The following is a 16,723-nucleotide window of genomic DNA, read 5'->3' on the forward strand; positions in this document are numbered from 1 at the left end:
AGACGGTAGGACGTCCTTCGGGACGTATCGGCAAACGCCCGCTTCTCAGCGGGCGTTCTGCTTTGTGGGTGCGCTGGCGCTAGGATGCGCCGATCCTGGCCCCCGCACCCGCTCTTGGCGACCGTCTCCAACCCCTTGCTCCGGCGCATCGCGCGCGTCCTGCAGCTGTCCCAGGCGGTGGCGCTGATGCTGGTGATCGGCGCTGCCGGGGTGCTGGTCGACAGCGCCCGCCGCTACGGCGACGCGAACGACCTGGTCGCCCACACCCATGAGGTCCTCGATCAACTGAACCAGTTGCGCTCCGGGCTGCTGCGCGGCGGCATCGCGCTGCGCAATTTCGCGCTGGTGCCGCAGGCGGAAGCGCTCCAGCGGCTGCGCGCCGCCGCGGACGACGCGCGGCAGACGGCGGAGACACTCGGCTCGCTGGTCCAGGACAACCCATCGCAGCTGGGACTGGCCGCGGAGGTGCGCTCCGAGACCCTGGAGATCACCGGCTGGTACCTGTCTTCCGCCGTGATCGCGGATCGCGACGGCGCCGAGGCCCTGCGTCACGGACTGGACGCGCGGATCACGAACGATGCCTCGAAGCGGCTGCGACAACTGCTCGACACGATGGAGCGCGCCGAGCGCGCCCTGCTGACGGCCCGGCAGGCCGAGCAGCAGCGCGGGCTCCTGGCGGTCAAGCGCTCGGCCCTGGCGCTCGCGGCGCTGTTCATCGCCTTCACCCTCTGGACCATCGCTTATGCGAGTCGCCTCGTCCGCGCCAGCGATCGCGACATGACCCAGCTGGCCACGACGGCGGACACGGACCTGCTGACCGGTCTGGCCAATCGGCGATCGCTGGCGCGGCGGGCGCAGGAACTCGCCGGTCGGCCGATCAGCGTCATCGTCTTCGACCTCGACGACTTCAAGCCGGTCAACGACCACCACGGCCATGCGGCCGGCGACGCCGTGCTGCGCGCCGTCGGGCAGCGCCTGCGGGCGCAGTGCCGGGACGGCGACCTCCCGGCGCGGGTCGGCGGCGACGAATTCGTGCTGCTGTTTTCGGGTGCGCCCGACGAGTTCCGCATGGCGCAGATCCGGCAGCGCCTGCTGCAGGCCCTGACCGAGCCCATCGCGATCGATGGCGGCATGGTCACCGTGGGCGCGTCCATCGGCTACGCGGTCGGCGACGGCCAGACGAGCTACGAGCGGCTGCTCGAGGCCGCGGACGACATGTCCTACGAAGAGAAGAAAAGACGAAAGCTCCGGACGCCCTTGCGGGCGTGAGCGGAGCTTCCTGGCGGATCGCCTGATCGCCTGATCGGCGCGAGGCCCGAGGTTCGTCGCAGGGGGCGGCGCTGAACCGGGCCGCGGATCGGAGATCAGTAGGTGATGGTGACGGTCACGGTGTCGGTGTACGCGCCGGGCACCACGCCGGCCAGCGTCGGCACACGGCCGTAGACGCTGATCGACTGCGCGCTGCCGCTGCCGGTGCCGCTCTTGGTGCTGGAGCTGGCGGTGCCGTCGCCGAAGACGGTCGTGCGGCCCGAATCCAGGTAGAGCTGATAGCCCAGGGTGTTGGCGCCGCTCTTCATCGTGCGGGACGTGAAGTTGGACGCGCCGCCCGCGTTGGTGCCGGCGTTCAGCGACACCGCATAGGGCGTCGTGTTGGAGCAGGTGACCGTCAGCGTCGACGAGGCGTCCAGCGGCACGCCGACCGCCAGGGGGTCGATCGCGCTGCCGAAGTTCAGGGCCGAACCGGACACGGTGCAGGAACTCGTGATCGTCGCGGTCACCTGGAAGGTGTTCTGGGCGGTCGTGGCGTTGGCCGCCATCGTGGCGGATACCGCCAGGCCCAGGCCGATGGCGATGTGCTTGAACTTGCTGGCTTGCTTCGAGATCGTGTTCATGTCGGCCCCCTGTTGTCGATGGATGAATCTTCGTTCTCACGACTCGTTACCAACAGCAGCCGATGGCGGCACCCGGGGTCGGGTGGGGCACGCACGGCGGTGTAGGGGATCTGCCCACGGCCGTCGGGCGTCGGCGTCGGCGACGGCCCCCTTCCGCAGCGCCGCTTCCCCCCGGTTTTCCCTGTGATCGACCGCCATAATCGACGGCCATATGTCCGACATCGAGACCTTCCCCCGTCCCCGCCGCCGCAAGGGCAGCGGCGCCGTCACGCTGCGCGACGTGGCGCAGATCGCGGGCGTGGCGCCGATCACCGCCTCGCGCGCGATCAACAACCCCGCGCAGGTGTCGCAGGAGGTCCGCGAGCGCGTGGCGGAGGCGGTCCGCAAGACCGGCTACGTCCCCAACCTGCTGGCCGGCGCGCTGTCTTCGATGAAGAGCCGCATGGTGGGCGTCGCGGTGCCGACGATCGCGGGGCCGGTCTTCCTCGATACCGTGCAGAGCCTGACCGAGGCACTGTTCGAGGCCGGGTACCAGGTGTTGCTCGGTCAGACCGGCTACGACAACGCGCGGGAGGACGCGTGGCTGGACGCGATGATCGGTCGCCGTCCCGACGGCCTGGTGCTCACCGGCACCAGCCATTCCGAGCAGGCGCGCACGCGCTTGCGCGCCTCGGGCGTGCCGGTCGTCGAGACCTGGGACCAGAGCGACGACCCGATCGACATGCTGGTCGGCTTCTCCCACGTCGAGGTCGGCCGCCAGGTCGCGTCCTTCCTGCATGAGCGCGGCTACCGCCGGCTGGCGGGCGTGGGCGGCAGCGACGAGCGCGCGATGCGCCGGTTCCGCGCCTTCCAGGAGCAGGCCGGGACGCTGGGCATCGCCGACGTGCCGGTGGCCACCGTCGCCACGCCGACGACCCTGGGCAGCGGCCGCCGCGGGCTGGCCGAGCTGCTGGCGCATCCGGACGGTGTCGACGCGGTGTTCTGCAGCTCCGACTCGCTGGCGCTGGGCGTCGTGATCGAGGCGCAGGCGCGCGGGCTGCGCATCCCCGAGGACCTCGCCATCGTCGGCTTCGGCGACCTGGCCCTGGCCCGGGACCTGGAGCCGGCGCTGACCACGGTCCGCATCGACGGTTTCGCGATCGGGCGGCAGGCGGCCCGCTTCATCCTCGACCGGGCCGGCGGCAGCGTCGATCGCCGCGCGGTCGACATCGGTTTCGAGCTGGTCCAGCGCGCCAGCGCCTGAGTGTCCGGGGAGTCCGGGGAGTCCGGGGAGTCCGCTCACCGAGCGGCCCCGGTGGAATCCCTCACGAACGCAATCTTGACGCGCCGGATGGTACCGATACCATCGGCTGCATCAAGAAGACGGGATCGGGACCGGGTCGATGTCGACGAGGGCCGCATGCCGTCATGGATGGAGACAAGCGACATGAATACGGTGATGCGGGACCGCGTGCGCGTCCTGGCCGCTGCGGCGGCGATCGGGGTGCTGGGCATGACGACGATGGCGGCGCAGGCCGCCGACGCCAGCAACTGGCCGACCCAGCCGGTGAAGCTGATCGTCCCGTTCGCGCCGGGCGGCACGTCCGACGTGCTGGCGCGCGAGATCGCGGCGCGGCTGCAGGTCTCGCTCAAGCAGACCATCGTGGTCGACAACAAGGCCGGCGCCGGCGGCGTGCTGGGCGCGGACAGCGTGGCCAAGGCCGCGCCGGACGGCTACACGATGCTGCTGGGCACGATCGCGACGCACGCCATCAATCCGGCGCTGCTGCCCAAGATGCCCTACAAGGCCGACCGCGACTTCGCGCCGGCGATCCTGCTGGGCAAGATCTCCAACGTGCTGCTGATCGGGCCGGGCTCGCAGGCCAGGACGGTGAAGGACATCATCGCCGCCGCGAAGGCCAAGCCCGGCGACATCACCTTCGCGTCGGCGGGGCAGGGCACGTCGCAGCACCTGTCGGGCGAGGTGTTCCGCCTGCTGACGGGCGCGGACCTGACGCACGTGCCCTACAAGGGCAGCGCGCCGGCCATCCAGGACGTGATGGGCGGCCAGGTCCCGATGAGCTTCGAGACGGTGACCGTGGCCCTGCCGCAGATCAAGGGCGGCAAGGTGAAGGCGCTGGCGGTGACCTCGGCCAAGCGCAGCGCGCAGTTGCCCGACGTGCCGACGCTGGCCGAGTCCGGCGTGCCCGGCTTCGACGTGTCGAGCTGGCAGGCGCTGTACTTCCCGGCGAACACGCCGGCGCCCATCGTCGCCAGGCTCAATGCCGAAGTGCAGAAGATCGTCGCGCTGCCCGAGGTGAAGGCGAAGATGGAAGGGCTGGGCCTGGAGTACACGCCCAACTCGCCGGCGCAGTTCGCCGAGTTCCAGAAGGCCGAGCAGGCCAGGTGGGCGAAGGTCATCAAGGACGGCAACGTCAAGCCGGACTGAGCGCGGACGCGGACTTGCGGCGCTGCTTCGGCAGTCCGGTCCGCCTCCCGCACAGCAAGGGAAATCACCCGGCGGGCCGCTTGCCGGGCGCCTCCTAGAATGGGTCGAAGACCCTCAGAGGAGACAGCATGGCGACGGCCCGACGCGGCAAGACCGCAACCGGCAGCGAGGATCCCGCGCACCCCAAGGGGCCGCGGGTGCTCAAGAAGTACCCCAACCGGCGGCTGTACGACACGCAGACCAGCAGCTACATCACCTTGGCGGACGTCAAGAAGATGGTGCTCGGCGGCGAGGACTTCGAGGTCCGCGACGCGAAGTCCGGCGATGAACTGACCCGTTCCATCCTCCTGCAGATCATCCTGGAGGAGGAGATGGGCGGGATGCCGATGTTCTCGACGCCGCTGCTGGCGCAGATCATCCGCTTCTACGGCCATGCGATGCAGGGCCTGATGGGCGCCTACCTCGAGAAGAACCTCGAGGCCGTCACCGAACTGCAGAGCCGCTTCGCCGATCCGAGCAAGGGCGGCGGCTTCGATCCGCAGCTGTGGTCGCAGTTCATGAGCGGCCAGGCGCCGATGATGCAGGGCCTGATGGGCAACTACCTCGAGCAGTCCAAGAACCTGTTCCTGCAGATGCAGGAGCAGTTCCAGAGCGCGGGGAACATCTTCCCCGGCGTGCCCGGGATGCCGGGCTTCCCGACGCCGCCGAAGAAGTGAGCGGCGCGTGCAGCGGGTGCTGCGCGTTCATCGTGTCGAGCGGGTCCAGCGCGCTCAGCGCTTGAGCGCGCCGTCGGCGCCCTCGTCGACGATGCGGCACTCGCTCTGATGCAGGGCCGCATTCACGACCACCGGCGTGCCTTGGCGCGCCAGGCAGTCCTCGCGCTCGGCGTAGGGGTCCTGGCCCGTCCACACCGCCAGCAGCACGATCACCGCGATCAGCGCAAGCGCTGCCCAGACAGGACGTCGCTTCGTCCAGGCGAAGGGGGCTGAGCGCGTGCGCGGCGCGTCGTCCAGGAGCGGGGCGGGGCGGGTCGTCGACATGGGCACGATGCTAGACAGCCGCTTGCCCCTCGGGGGCGCGGCGTGCCCGCGGCGCCGTGACCGAATGCGCGGTTCTAGAGCCCGTGCCGCCGGTGCCACTCGGCCAGTGACTCGTCCGGAAAGTGGTCGAAGCGCGGATCACCCGGTTTGCCTTCGACGTTGACCCAGGGCGCCTTGGAGTCCAGCAATCCGTGCACGTTCTCCGGCGGCTGCGGCAGCGGCGTGTCGATCGCGCTCGCATGCGGATGGATCAGGTCGGGCCAGTTGTCGTCGTACATCCAGAGCGCGGTACCGCAATGTCCGCAGAAGTGGCGTTGGCCGCTGCTTTCCTTGCCGTCGATGACGGCACGGTAGACCTTCAGATCGCGCTTGCCCTTGATCAGCCTGAAGCTGCTGTTGTCGGCGCCGATGTTGATTGCGTAGCCGCCGGTGCCGGCCGTCTTGCGGCAGATCGTGCAGTAGCAGCGCATGAACGGACAGGGCTCGGTCGAATCGACCGAGAAGCGGATGCGGCCGCAGTGGCAGGAGCCTTCGAGGTGCATGGCGGATGTTCTCCTTGAGGGCCGTTTCCGGCAACGCGCGTGCCGTGGCGCGGTCGATCAGCCCGGCGACGACAGCACCCGCGCCGGGAGCATCGATCGCAGCACCGCGTGCAACGGGCCCGGCTGCACCGGCTTGCGCAGCACGAGGTAGCCGTCGGCCTCGGCGCGGCGCAGGTCGGGCAGGTCGAACTCGCCGGTGACCACCAGGCCGCGCGCGAGCGGCAGTCGGTCCAGCAGATCCTGCAGCAGCGTATAGCCGCCGTCGTCGTGCCCCAGCCGCAGGTCGCTCACCACGATGTCGGGCTCGAACTCGGCGTCCAGCACCGCATGGGCCTGCGAGGCATCGCCCGCGATGCGACAGTCGACGCCCCATTCGCCCAGCAGATGCGACAGGCCGCGGGTCACGCCGCGGTCGTCATCGACCACCAGCACGCGGCCGCCGAGCGGCTCGAACGCATGCAGGGCCACGGGCGCGCGCTTCGTCGGCATCGCCGGCATGGCCGCGCCGCGCAGCGTGATGCGGAAGCAGGAGCCGTGCCCCGGCGTGGAGTGCCAATCGATCGAGGCCTGCATCCGTCGCACGCAGTCGCGCACGACCGACAGGCCGAGGCCCTGGCCGTCGCCGGTGAGCTGCGCGGCGTCGTCGCCGCGATGGAATTCGGAGAAGAGCGCCTCGCGCTTGGTCGCGGCCATGCCGACACCGGTGTCCCAGACCTCGATGGCCCAGTCGTCGGCGCGGCGTCGTATCGCGAGCAGCACGCCGCCTTCGGGCGTGTAGCGCAGCGCGTTGTGCAGCAGGTTGGCGAGCGCGCGGCGCAGCAGCATCGGCTCGGCGACGACCCAGGCCGGCGCTTCCGGCCCGCGGATGCGCCAGTCGAGGCCGCGCGCCTGCGCCTCCGGCTGGAAACGCTCATGCAACTCCGAGAGCAGCGGCGCCAGCGCCAGCGGCTGGAGCGCGAGTTCGGCGCTGCGGCTGTCCAGCGCGGAGACGTCGAGCAGCGAGTTCAGCAGGTCGTTGACGTGGCCGGCGGCCTGCGAGATGTCGACCAGCAGCGGCCGCAGCGACGGATCCTGGTTGCGCTGGAGCGCGGCCTGCGCGGTCAGGGTCAGCGCGTAGAGCGGCTGGCGCAGGTCGTGCGAGGCGGTGGCCAGGAAGAGGCTCTTCTCGCGCGACGCGGCCTTGGCGACATCGCGGGCCTCCTTGTGGGCGAGGGCGAGGGCTTCGCTCTGGCGCTTCAGGCGCGATTGCTGGACGAGGAAGCCGTTGGACGTGCGTGCGTGACGCCACACGAGCCACGGGAAGAGCAGGCACAGCGGCAGGACGATCGTCCATTGCGTCGGGAAGGCGAAGGGCACCGCCACCGTGGCCATCGCCCATGCCGGCACGAGGAAACGGGCGAAGAACGGCAGGTCCGCCGCGGCGAAGGCGGCCGTCGACACCGTCGTGCCGGCGAGCACCAGGTACAGGAAGACCGCGTGCTCGAAGACGCCGCTGGCGGCGGCGACCCCGGGCAGCAGGCCCCACAGCAGGCCGAAGGCGAGGGCGATGCGCTCCAGCGGTCGCGACCAGCGCGCCACGAAGTCGTCGGGGTCCATCACCGCGGCCTCGCGCCGGAAGCGGCGACGCGCGATGGCGACACCGATCGAGCTCAGCGCATAGGCGATGGCCCAGGCCCACGCCCAGGGGGCGGCGCTGCCCGCCGGCGTGCTCGCGACCACGACCGGCGGCAGCACCAGCGCGGCCATTTCCACCGAGGCACGGTCGCCGACCAGGGGCAGGAGCTCGGAGCGCGGGGAGGGATCGGACATCGAGGCAGGAGGAGGGGGACCTGAGGGAGGACGAGGGAAGACGAGAGAGGGAGGACGGGCGTGGCGCGACGGCAAGACCGGAGGCGCGAGTATCCACGTAGCGGCCCGCGGGGTCGGCACGCCGCGGTCCCGGCCCGTTACCGGTCGTGCGCCGCGGCAGTCGTCCACGGTCACGGGCGTGGCGCAATGCACCCGGCCCCATCTGGAAAATGCCGCGTCGCTTACAATGCCGCCCCAGCCCTCAGCCAGATCGCCCGGCGGAACCCAAATGGAATCAACGACTTACGACCCCACCGCCGCCGCCACGACGAGCAGCGCAGGTGGCAGCCCCGCGCCCAAGATCGGCTTCGTCTCGCTCGGCTGCCCGAAGGCGCTGACCGATTCCGAACTCATCCTCACGCAGCTGCGCGCCGAGGGCTACGAGACCTCCAAGACCTTCGCCGGCGCGGACCTGGTGATCGTCAACACCTGCGGCTTCATCGACGACGCCGTCAAGGAGTCGCTGGACACCATCGGTGAGGCCCTGGCCGAGAACGGCAAGGTCATCGTCACCGGCTGCCTCGGCGCCAAGGCGGGCGCGAGCTCCGACAACATGGTCCGCGAGATCCACCCCAGCGTGCTCGCCGTGACCGGCCCGCATGCGACGCAGGAGGTGATGGACGCCGTCCACACCCACGTGCCCAAGCCGCACGACCCGTTCATCGACCTGGTGCCCGAGGCCCGCGGCATCGCCGGCATCAAGCTGACGCCCAAGCACTACGCCTACCTGAAGATCTCCGAGGGCTGCAACCACCGCTGCAGCTTCTGCATCATCCCGAGCATGCGCGGCGACCTGGTCTCGCGACCGATCGGCGACGTGCTGTCCGAAGCCAAGGCGCTGTTCGAGTCCGGCGTCAAGGAACTGCTGGTCATCAGCCAGGACACCAGCGCCTACGGCGTCGACATCAAGTACCGCACCGGCTTCTGGGACGGCAAGCCGGTCAAGACGCGCATGTTCGACCTGGTCGCGCAGCTCGGCGAGATCGCCAAGCCCTACGGCGCGTGGGTCCGCCTGCACTACGTCTACCCGTATCCGCACGTCGACGAGATCGTGCCGATGATGGCCGAGGGCCTCATCCTGCCGTATCTGGACGTGCCGTTCCAGCACGCCCATCCCGACGTGCAGAAGCGCATGAAGCGCCCGGCCAACGGCGAGAAGAACCTCGAGCGCATCCTGCGCTGGCGCGAGATGTGCCCGGAGCTCGTGATCCGTTCGACCTTCATCGCCGGCTTCCCCGGCGAGACCGAGGCGGAGTTCCAGTACCTGCTCGACTTCATGCGCGAGGCGCAGATCGACCGTGCCGGCTGCTTCGCCTACTCGCCGATCGAAGGTGCGCCGGCGAACGCGCTCGACGGCGCGCTGCCGGACGAGGTCCGCGAAGAGCGCCGCGCCCGCTTCATGGCCGTGGCCGAGGAAGTGTCGATCGCCAAGCTGCAACGCCGCGTCGGCGCGACGATGCAGGTGCTGGTCGATTCCGCGCCGGCGCTGGGTCGCAAGGGCGGCGTGGGCCGCTCGTACGCGGACGCGCCGGAGATCGACGGCACCGTGCGTCTGCTGCCGCCCGAGAAGGCCAGCAAGCAACTGCGCGTCGGCGAATTCACCCGCGCCCGCATCGTCGGCGTCGAGGGCCACGACCTGATCGCGCTGCCGATCTGATCCGGCGCGTCGGCGCCCCGATGAACGCCGGCCTCGCGCCGGCGCTTTTCCTGGCGCGAGCGATTCAGGGCGCGTTGGCGATCCAGACGTGGCGCATCATCTCCGGTGCCGTCGACGGCCGGCGAGCCATCGCTTCAATGTGGTCCGCCACCAGCCCGCGCAGGATGAGCCGCTGCTGGTCCTCGTCGCCGGTCGAGGTCTTGAGCAAGGTCTGCCGCTCGCCCGCATCCATCCCCGCAAGCACCGACGAGTAGAAGCAATCGCCGTCACCCGGGACGGGCACGATCTTGCCGTCCACGATGGCGTCGTAATGGGACGCGTGCAGACGCACCCGGATGGGCGTGCTGCCCGGCGCCTTGGTGCCATAGCGGTCGCTTTCGCGGCCGGAGCGGTCCTCGATGCTCAGCACGCGTCCCTTGGGCCAGCCGGGCAGGCTTGTGATGGCGCGCACCGAGAACTCGCCGCCGAGGCCAGACCATGCGCGCGAACGGCGAATCTCCGTGGCGCTGTCGTGCAGCGCGGCTGCAAACGCGTCGTTCGCATCGACGATCCGCGTCGCCTCGGCAGCCTCGACCAGTTGGATCGTCTGGTGGCTGCGGAGTGCCGGAGCCTGGAGGGTCTGCAGTTGGCGCAACATGCTGTCGAAGCGACGTGGCACCGCGGACTGGATCTTCTCGGGATCGAGGGCTGCGGTCAGCAGCTTGGCCCTCAACGCTTCCCTGGCCAGCAGGATGTCCGGCCAGCCACGGCGATCGATCACCAGGGGGATGGCCGGCGCCGCGTCGACGCAGGCCGTCACATGCGTCAGCAGTCCGTGAGGAAGCGACCGGCCCCGCCGACGCACCTGGTCCGCCAGCTCCGCGAGCAGACGGCACAGCGCATTGCCGTCCACCGGCTCTCCCGGCCGGCGATGCGCCCAGTCAGGATGATGGCGATGCCACTTGGCCGGCGACAGATGCGCTGGATGGTCGACGTCGACCAGCTCGAAATCGTCGGAGGCCTCGTCGGCCGATGTGGCGAACGCCTCTGCCGGCGCGATGACTGTGCTGAAGGAGGTGTCCGGGCGCATGGTGGGTCGAATGTCGTGGAGGGGGATCAGATGAGTTCCCTTGTGCGGAAACAGGGCCCGGGAGTTCGATCGACGGCCCTGCTGCGGCGCTGTCTTTGACCTGATCGGTGCCGCCGCCCATCGAGGCAGGGCGTGCTGGAGAATGGCCGCTGGCTGATTCCCGAACCCAGGAGACCCTGTGACCCAGCGCGGCCCGTCCACCGAACAGATCCACCACCCGTACCGGGCGCCCGAGGGCTGGGACGCCGTGCACGTCCCGGTGGCCAAGGCCTCGACCGTGCTGTTCAAGAACACCGCCGAACTGCACCGCCCGCGCGCGATGGATGGCGTCAGCTACCGCTACGGCCTGCCGGGGACGCCGACGACCTACACGCTGGCCGCGCGCATCGCGACGCTCGAACACGCCGAACACTGCGTGCTCACGCCCAGCGGTGTTTCCGCCATCACCTTGACCAGCCTGAGCTTCCTGAAGCCGGGCGACGAGGTCCTGCTGCCCGACAACGTCTACGGTCAGAACCGCCACCTCGCCAATGGTCTATTGACGCGGCTCGGCATCACGCACCGCTTCTACGATCCACTCGACGTGCCGGCGTTCGAGGCGATGCTGTCGGAACGCACGAAGCTGGTGTGGCTCGAAGCCGCGGGATCGATCACGCTGGAGTTCCCCGACCTGATCGGGCTGCTGCGGGCCTGCCGCGCGCGCGGCGTGCTCACGGCGCTGGACAACACCTGGGGCGCGGGGCTGGCCTTCAATGCCTTCGAGGTGGCGCCGCACGTCGCGCCCGGACTCGGCGCCGACATCAGCATGCAGGCGCTGACCAAGTTCCCGTCAGGCGGCGCGGACCTGCTGATGGGCGCCGTCTGCACGCGCGACGTGGCGCTCAACCGCCAATTGGTGGCGACGCACGAGTACCTCGGCTACGGCGTCGGCCAGAACGACGTCGAAGCCGTGCTGCGCGGGCTGCCGAGCATCGCGCTGCGTTACCGCGCGCAGGACGCGGCGGCGCGCGAACTCGCACAGTGGATGGCCCACCGGCCCGAAGTGGCGCGGGTGCTGTACCCGGCGCTGCCGGAATCGCCCGGCCATGCGTTCTGGCGGGACGTCAGTCCCGAGGCGGCGGGGTGTCTGTTCTCGGCGGTGTTCCGCTCCGAGTTCGATGCCCGCCGCGTCGACGCTTTCGTCGATGCGCTGACGTGTTTCGGGATCGGCTATTCGTGGGCCGGTCCGATGAGCCTGGTCGTGCCCTACGACCTCAGTCGCAGCCGCTCGCTGGGGCTGCCGTGGACGGCGGAGGAGGGCGGCACGCTGGTGCGTTTCGCGATCGGACTGGAGGAGGTCGCGGACCTGCGTGCGGACCTCGCGCAAGCCTTCGCGGCCTTGAAGCCTTGAAGCGTTGAAGCGCTGAGCGCGCGAGCGGCCCGCCGCGCCGCTCAGTCCTTGGACGGCCCCGAGACCTTGTGCCGCATCAGGCGGCCCTTCTCGCGTTCCCAGTCGCGCTTCTTCTCGGTCTCGCGCTTGTCGTGCTGGGCCTTGCCCTTGGCGAGCGCGATCTGCACCTTCACCCGGCCGTTCTTGTAGTGCAGGTCCAGCGGGATGAGCGTGAAGCCGCGCTGCTCCACCTTGCCGATCAGCCGGCGGATGTCGGCGCGGCTCATCAGCAGCTTCCTGGTGCGGTCGGCCAGCGGGCTGACGTGCGTGGACGCCGTGCGCAGCGGATCGATCCGGCAGCCGATCAGGAACAGCTCGCCCTCGCGGATGACGACATAACCGTCCGGCAGCTGGACCTGGCCGGAGCGGATGGCCTTGACCTCCCAGCCTTCGAGGACGATGCCGGCCTCGTACTGCTCCTCGAGGTGGTATTCGAATCGGGCGCGACGGTTTTCTGCAATGGACATGGGGATTCTTCTTGTGCGTGGCGGCCAGGTGACGCCCAGATGGGGTCGATCGGGCCGCCTACAATCCCGCCATTCTAAGAACCACCATGAAGCACGTCCGGAAGACTGTCCTCCTTTGGTACTCGCCGCGCGAGATGTACGAGCTGGTCACCCAGGTCGAGCGCTATCCGGAGTTCCTGCCCTGGTGCTCGTCCGCCGAGGTCCTGGAGCGCCACGACGATGGCGTGACCGCCAGGCTGTCCTTGCAGTACGCCGGCCTGCGGCACGCGTTCACCACCCGCAACACGAACGAGCCCAACCAGCGCGTGCGCATGACGCTGGTCGACGGACCGTTCTCGATGCTGGACGGCGACTGGCAGTTCCTGCCGCTGCACCGTCCGGGCGCGCCGACGGACGGCGAGCCGCGCGCGTGCAAGATCGAATTCGAACTGCGTTACGCCTTCTCGAGCTTCGCGCTGGAGGCGGTCGTCAGCCCGGTCTTCGACCGCATCGCCAACACCTTCGTCGACAGCTTCGTGAAGCGCGCCGAGCAGGTCCATGGCGCCCGCTGAGCTGTCGATCGAGCTCTTCTGGAGCCCGGTCCGCGGTGAGTTGCGCGAACAACGACTGACCCTGCCCGCCGGCAGCACGCTGCGCGATGCCCTGGTCGCCAGCGCCTGGTTCGAGCCAGCACGGATAGCTGCGCTGACGGCCGGCATCTGGGGCCGCACGGCGGCGCTCGACACGCCGCTGCGCGAGCAGGACCGTGTGGAGGTCTACCGCCCGTTGACGGTCGATCCGAAGGAGGCGCGTCGCCAGCGCTTCCAGGCCGCCGGCAGCCGCATCGTCACGCGACATCGGCCGCTGGGCCGCAAGGCCTGACCCCTCAGAGGCCCGACACCGCCGAACCAAGCAAAAAGGCCGCGTGAGCGGCCTTTCGTCTTACCGGTGGTCACCGGACTTACGTCCGTCTTGCCGTCCGGTGTTGTTTCCGGAACTCGTTCCGGCCCTATTTGCAGTTCGCGGTGATCACGGCCTGCATGTTGCGGATCTCTTCCTGGCGCATCTGCTCGGTCATCGGCTGCGATTCGCCGGTCTGCGTGCCGCTGCGCAGGCGCAGGCCGGATTCCAGGACGCGCTGGCGGTTCTGGGCCTGGCGGCAATTCTCGGCCATGGCGTCCGCGCGGGCCTTGTCCTCCTGGGCCTTGCGCTCGCGCTCCAGCTTGTCGCGCGAGGAGGCTTCGCTCGCCGGACGAGCCGGCGCGGAAGCCGCGGAGGCCGGCGCCGACGCGCCCTGCAGCGCGGCCTGGCCCGGCGACGGGGGCACGCGCGTCGCATTCGACGGACGCTGCAGGATGTCCTTGTCGGCGACGCTCGGCGGCGGCGGACGGTCGCTGTATTGCGTGCGGCCGTCGGCGTCTCGCCACTTCCATTGGGCGTGCGCGATCGAGGTCAGCGCCATCAGCGCCAGCGCGCAGATCACGCCCAGCGGGCGTCGCGGGCGTCGCAGGAGGGGGGGATTCATCATGGTCGTGGAGTGTACTGCCGGGCTTCTCTATAATGCGCCTTTGCGACTGGAGCTTCCCTCATGCGCCTACTCGGAAAGGCCCTCACCTTCGACGATGTGTTGCTGGTGCCGGCGTTCTCCCAGGTGTTGCCGCGCGACACCAGCCTGTCCACGCAGTTCACGCGTGGCATCCGCCTGAACCTGCCACTCGTGTCCGCCGCGATGGACACCGTGACCGAGGCGCGCCTGGCGATCGCCATCGCCCAGGAGGGCGGCATCGGCATCGTGCACAAGAACCTGACGCCGCAGCAGCAGGCCGCGGAAGTTGCGCGGGTCAAGCGCTACGAGTCCGGCGTGCTCCGCGACCCGATCACCATCACCCCCGAGACCACCGTCCGCCAGGTCAAGCAGCTGAGCGAGCACCACGGCGTCTCCGGATTCCCGGTGCTGGTGGGACAGAAGGTCGTCGGCATCGTGACCAACCGGGACCTGCGCTTCGAGACGCGCATGGACATTCCGGTCAGCGAGATCATGACCCCGGCCGAACGCCTGATCACCGTGCCGGAAGGCGCGTCGCTCAGCGACGGCAAGGCGCTGATGCACAAGCACAAGCTGGAGCGCGTGCTGGTCCTCAACGACGCGTTCGAACTGCGCGGCCTGATGACCGTCAAGGACATCACCAAGCAGACCAACTTCCCGAACGCCGCGCGTGACGCGCACGGCAAGCTGCGCGTCGGCGCGGCGGTCGGCGTGGGCGAAGGCACCGAGGAACGCGTCGAGCTGCTGGTCAAGGCCGGCGTCGACGCGATCGTCGTCGACACCGCGCACGGTCACAGCAGCGGCGTCATCGAACGCGTGCGCTGGGTCAAGAAGAACTATCCCGGCGTCGAGGTCATCGGCGGCAACATCGCCACCGGCGCCGCGGCGCTGGCGCTGGTGGAAGCCGGCGCGGACGCGGTCAAGGTCGGCATCGGTCCCGGCTCGATCTGCACGACCCGCATCGTCGCCGGCGTCGGCGTGCCGCAGATCGCGGCGATCGACTTCGTCGCCACCGCGCTGAAGGGCACCGGCGTCCCGGCGATCGCCGACGGCGGCATCCGCTACTCCGGCGACATCGCCAAGGCCATCGCCGCCGGCGCGAGCACCGTGATGATGGGCGGCATGTTCGCCGGCACCGAGGAAGCCCCGGGCGAAGTGATCCTGTACCAGGGCCGCAGCTACAAGAGCTACCGCGGCATGGGCTCGATCGGCGCGATGAAAGCCGGTTCGGCGGACCGCTACTTCCAGGAAAACGACGAGACGACCAACCCCAACGCGGACAAGCTGGTGCCGGAAGGCATCGAAGGGCGAGTCCCGTACAAGGGCTCGATGGTCGCGATCGTGCATCAGATGGCCGGCGGCGTGCGCGCCTCCATGGGCTACTGCGGCTGCGCCAGCATCGCCGACATGCACGACAAGGCCGAGTTCGTCGAGATCACCTCGGCGGGCATCCGTGAGAGCCACGTCCACGACGTGCAGATCACGAAGGAAGCGCCCAACTACCGGCTGGAGTGACGCCCTTGTCCGACCCTGTGGACGCGGCGCGGGGCGCAGGCCCCGACGCCGTCGCAGCTCCGACGACGCATGGCGGCCGCAAGGCCGCCATGTCGTTCATCCTGATCGCGGTGCTGATCGACATGGTGTCCATCGGCCTGATCATCCCGGTGCTGCCGCCGCTGGTCGGGACCTTCACGCAGAGCGAGACCCAGCACACGCTGGCGCAACTGGCGGTGGCGTTCGCCTTCGGTCTCGCGAATTTCTTCGGCTCGCCCATCCTGGGCGGGCTGTCCGACCGTTTCGGCCGCCGCAAGGTGATGCTGATCGGTTTCAGCGGCCTGGCGCTGAGCTTCTTCGTGACGGCGATGGCCGACGCGTTGTGGATGCTCGTCGTGGTGCGGCTGTTCTCCGGCGCGATGCAAGGCAACGCGGCGGTCGCCAACGCCTACGTGGCCGACATCACGCTGCCGGCGGACCGCGCCAAGCGCTTCGGCATGCTGGGGGCGGCCTTCGGGATGGGCTTCATCCTCGGCCCGGTGATGGGCGGGCTGCTCGGCAGCATCGACCTGCACCTGCCGTTCTACGTCGCCGGCACGCTGGCCCTGCTGAACTGGCTCTACGGCTTCTTCGTGCTGCCCGAATCGCTGGCGCCGGAACACCGCAGACCCTTCGAGTGGCGCAAGGCCAATCCGGTCGCGGCGCTGGGCCGGCTGCGCAAGCTGAGCGGCGTCGGACCGCTGATCTACGTGATCGCGTGTTCGGGCCTGGCGCAGCTGGTGATCCAGACCAGCTGGGTGCTCTACAACCAGCACAAGTTCGGCTGGGGGCCGCGCGAGAACGGCCTGTCACTGTTCGTCGTGGGCCTGGTCGCGGTGGTCGTGCAGGGCGTGCTGCTGCAGCCGCTGATGCGCTGGCTGGGCGCGCGCCGCCTGGTGCTGATCGGCCTCGCGACCTCGATCCTGACCAACGTGATCTGGGGCCTGTCGACCGAAGCCTGGATGATGGTCGGCGCGATCTTCCTGAACATCGCCGGCGTGGCCGCGGCCCCGGCGATGCAGAGCCTGATCTCCAACGCCGCCGACGCCCGCACGCAAGGCGAGACGATGGGCGCGGTGGCGGCGATCAACAGCCTGATGGCGGTGATCTCGCCGATCGCCGGCCTGGGGTTGATGGCGCTGGTCGCCGAGCTCCCCAAGACCGACTGGCGCCTCGGCGCGCCGTTCTACCTCTGTGCGCTGCTGCAGCTGGCCTCGCTGGGCTTTGCGTGGCGCCACTTCAACACGGACCCGCCGGCACAGGCCGCCGCGGCCAAGGCCTGAGCGCGCACGT

General features: G+C 69.7%; 17 protein-coding genes. 10 read left to right on the top strand and 7 right to left on the bottom strand.

The features are described 5' to 3' along the window. Nucleotides 1-114: 114 nt before the first annotated feature. On the top strand, nt 115-1,269 hold the full coding sequence (locus AC07O8_RS12305; RefSeq protein ID WP_495048296.1) for a diguanylate cyclase domain-containing protein: 1,155 nt from the start codon (nt 115-117) through the stop codon (nt 1,267-1,269). A 95-nt stretch (nt 1,270-1,364) separates the two neighbouring features. On the opposite strand, the gene AC07O8_RS12310 is transcribed toward AC07O8_RS12305, so the two are convergent. Next, nucleotides 1,365-1,892 (bottom strand): Csu type fimbrial protein, encoded by a 528-nt coding sequence (locus AC07O8_RS12310; RefSeq protein WP_495048297.1) that lies wholly within the window; start codon nt 1,890-1,892, stop codon nt 1,365-1,367. A 211-nt stretch (nt 1,893-2,103) separates the two neighbouring features. Here AC07O8_RS12310 and AC07O8_RS12315 point away from each other — a divergent pair, with 211 nt between their 5' ends. The 3 genes from AC07O8_RS12315 to phaR all read left to right on the top strand — a co-directional run bounded on the left by AC07O8_RS12315 (nt 2,104) and on the right by phaR (nt 5,036). After that, complete coding sequence (locus AC07O8_RS12315; protein WP_495048298.1) at nt 2,104-3,135, top strand: LacI family DNA-binding transcriptional regulator; 1,032 nt, start codon at nt 2,104-2,106, stop codon at nt 3,133-3,135. Between the two features lie 183 nt (nt 3,136-3,318). Continuing rightward, nucleotides 3,319-4,320, top strand: a complete 1,002-nt coding sequence (locus AC07O8_RS12320; RefSeq protein WP_495048299.1) for a Bug family tripartite tricarboxylate transporter substrate binding protein — start codon at nt 3,319-3,321, stop codon at nt 4,318-4,320. Nucleotides 4,321-4,448: 128 nt separating this feature from the next. Next, complete coding sequence (phaR, locus tag AC07O8_RS12325) at nt 4,449-5,036, top strand: polyhydroxyalkanoate synthesis repressor PhaR (RefSeq protein ID WP_495048300.1); 588 nt, start codon at nt 4,449-4,451, stop codon at nt 5,034-5,036. 54 nt (nt 5,037-5,090) lie between these two features. On the opposite strand, the gene AC07O8_RS12330 is transcribed toward phaR, so the two are convergent. The 3 genes from AC07O8_RS12330 to AC07O8_RS12340 form a co-directional block, all read right to left on the bottom strand. Continuing rightward, nucleotides 5,091-5,360, bottom strand: a complete 270-nt coding sequence (locus AC07O8_RS12330; protein ID WP_495048301.1) for a hypothetical protein — start codon at nt 5,358-5,360, stop codon at nt 5,091-5,093. 74 nt (nt 5,361-5,434) lie between these two features. Beyond that, nucleotides 5,435-5,902 (bottom strand): GFA family protein, encoded by a 468-nt coding sequence (locus tag AC07O8_RS12335; RefSeq protein ID WP_495048302.1) that lies wholly within the window; start codon nt 5,900-5,902, stop codon nt 5,435-5,437. A 57-nt stretch (nt 5,903-5,959) separates the two neighbouring features. Beyond that, nucleotides 5,960-7,711: a sensor histidine kinase gene (locus AC07O8_RS12340; protein WP_495048303.1), complete on the bottom strand. Its 1,752-nt coding sequence runs from the start codon at nt 7,709-7,711 to the stop codon at nt 5,960-5,962. 268 nt (nt 7,712-7,979) lie between these two features. Between AC07O8_RS12340 and rimO the strand changes: the two genes are divergently transcribed. After that, nucleotides 7,980-9,407 (top strand): 30S ribosomal protein S12 methylthiotransferase RimO, encoded by a 1,428-nt coding sequence (gene rimO, locus AC07O8_RS12345; protein ID WP_495048304.1) that lies wholly within the window; start codon nt 7,980-7,982, stop codon nt 9,405-9,407. A gap of 64 nt (nt 9,408-9,471) precedes the next feature. On the opposite strand, the gene AC07O8_RS12350 is transcribed toward rimO, so the two are convergent. Then, the gene (locus tag AC07O8_RS12350; protein ID WP_495048305.1) at nt 9,472-10,476 is read right to left on the bottom strand and encodes a hypothetical protein; all 1,005 of its coding nucleotides are present in this window, start codon (nt 10,474-10,476) and stop codon (nt 9,472-9,474) included. Between the two features lie 178 nt (nt 10,477-10,654). Between AC07O8_RS12350 and AC07O8_RS12355 the strand changes: the two genes are divergently transcribed. Then, the gene (locus AC07O8_RS12355; RefSeq protein WP_495048306.1) at nt 10,655-11,866 is read left to right on the top strand and encodes a PLP-dependent transferase; all 1,212 of its coding nucleotides are present in this window, start codon (nt 10,655-10,657) and stop codon (nt 11,864-11,866) included. A gap of 41 nt (nt 11,867-11,907) precedes the next feature. On the opposite strand, the gene smpB is transcribed toward AC07O8_RS12355, so the two are convergent. Continuing rightward, entirely contained in the window at nt 11,908-12,372 is a 465-nt protein-coding gene (gene smpB, locus AC07O8_RS12360) for an SsrA-binding protein SmpB (RefSeq protein WP_495048307.1), read from the bottom strand. Between the two features lie 86 nt (nt 12,373-12,458). Here smpB and AC07O8_RS12365 point away from each other — a divergent pair, with 86 nt between their 5' ends. After that, nucleotides 12,459-12,923: a type II toxin-antitoxin system RatA family toxin gene (locus AC07O8_RS12365; RefSeq protein WP_495048308.1), complete on the top strand. Its 465-nt coding sequence runs from the start codon at nt 12,459-12,461 to the stop codon at nt 12,921-12,923. Beyond that, entirely contained in the window at nt 12,910-13,233 is a 324-nt protein-coding gene (locus AC07O8_RS12370; RefSeq protein ID WP_495048309.1) for an RnfH family protein, read from the top strand. Before AC07O8_RS12365 ends, AC07O8_RS12370 begins: the two co-directional genes overlap by 14 nt. Nucleotides 13,234-13,360: 127 nt before the next feature. On the opposite strand, the gene AC07O8_RS12375 is transcribed toward AC07O8_RS12370, so the two are convergent. Further along, nucleotides 13,361-13,879, bottom strand: coding sequence for a DUF4124 domain-containing protein (locus tag AC07O8_RS12375; RefSeq protein WP_495048310.1), 519 nt, complete (start codon nt 13,877-13,879; stop codon nt 13,361-13,363). A 60-nt stretch (nt 13,880-13,939) separates the two neighbouring features. Between AC07O8_RS12375 and guaB the strand changes: the two genes are divergently transcribed. Further along, nucleotides 13,940-15,412, top strand: coding sequence for an IMP dehydrogenase (guaB, locus tag AC07O8_RS12380; protein WP_495048311.1), 1,473 nt, complete (start codon nt 13,940-13,942; stop codon nt 15,410-15,412). Then, entirely contained in the window at nt 15,409-16,713 is a 1,305-nt protein-coding gene (locus tag AC07O8_RS12385) for an MFS transporter (protein WP_495048312.1), read from the top strand. The genes guaB and AC07O8_RS12385 overlap by 4 nt, the downstream gene beginning before the upstream one ends. Nucleotides 16,714-16,723 lie beyond the last annotated feature (10 nt).

This window comes from Roseateles sp. GW821-FHT09G09 (genome assembly GCF_059415965.1).

Excerpts from the sequence above, each read along its gene's own strand:
- AC07O8_RS12320 (WP_495048299.1), top strand. The coding sequence starts at position 3,319 with ATGAATACGGTGATGCGGGACCGCGTGCGCGTCCTGGCCGCTGCGGCG.
- AC07O8_RS12375 (WP_495048310.1), bottom strand. The coding sequence starts at position 13,879 with ATGATGAATCCCCCCCTCCTGCGACGCCCGCGACGCCCGCTGGGCGTG.
- AC07O8_RS12365 (WP_495048308.1), top strand. The coding sequence starts at position 12,459 with ATGAAGCACGTCCGGAAGACTGTCCTCCTTTGGTACTCGCCGCGCGAG.
- AC07O8_RS12330 (WP_495048301.1), bottom strand. The coding sequence starts at position 5,360 with ATGTCGACGACCCGCCCCGCCCCGCTCCTGGACGACGCGCCGCGCACG.
- AC07O8_RS12350 (WP_495048305.1), bottom strand. The coding sequence starts at position 10,476 with ATGCGCCCGGACACCTCCTTCAGCACAGTCATCGCGCCGGCAGAGGCG.
- AC07O8_RS12315 (WP_495048298.1), top strand. The coding sequence starts at position 2,104 with ATGTCCGACATCGAGACCTTCCCCCGTCCCCGCCGCCGCAAGGGCAGC.
- AC07O8_RS12370 (WP_495048309.1), top strand. The coding sequence starts at position 12,910 with ATGGCGCCCGCTGAGCTGTCGATCGAGCTCTTCTGGAGCCCGGTCCGC.
- AC07O8_RS12340 (WP_495048303.1), bottom strand. The coding sequence starts at position 7,711 with ATGTCCGATCCCTCCCCGCGCTCCGAGCTCCTGCCCCTGGTCGGCGAC.
- AC07O8_RS12310 (WP_495048297.1), bottom strand. The coding sequence starts at position 1,892 with ATGAACACGATCTCGAAGCAAGCCAGCAAGTTCAAGCACATCGCCATC.
- smpB (WP_495048307.1), bottom strand. The coding sequence starts at position 12,372 with ATGTCCATTGCAGAAAACCGTCGCGCCCGATTCGAATACCACCTCGAG.
- AC07O8_RS12335 (WP_495048302.1), bottom strand. The coding sequence starts at position 5,902 with ATGCACCTCGAAGGCTCCTGCCACTGCGGCCGCATCCGCTTCTCGGTC.
- phaR (WP_495048300.1), top strand. The coding sequence starts at position 4,449 with ATGGCGACGGCCCGACGCGGCAAGACCGCAACCGGCAGCGAGGATCCC.
- rimO (WP_495048304.1), top strand. The coding sequence starts at position 7,980 with ATGGAATCAACGACTTACGACCCCACCGCCGCCGCCACGACGAGCAGC.
- guaB (WP_495048311.1), top strand. The coding sequence starts at position 13,940 with ATGCGCCTACTCGGAAAGGCCCTCACCTTCGACGATGTGTTGCTGGTG.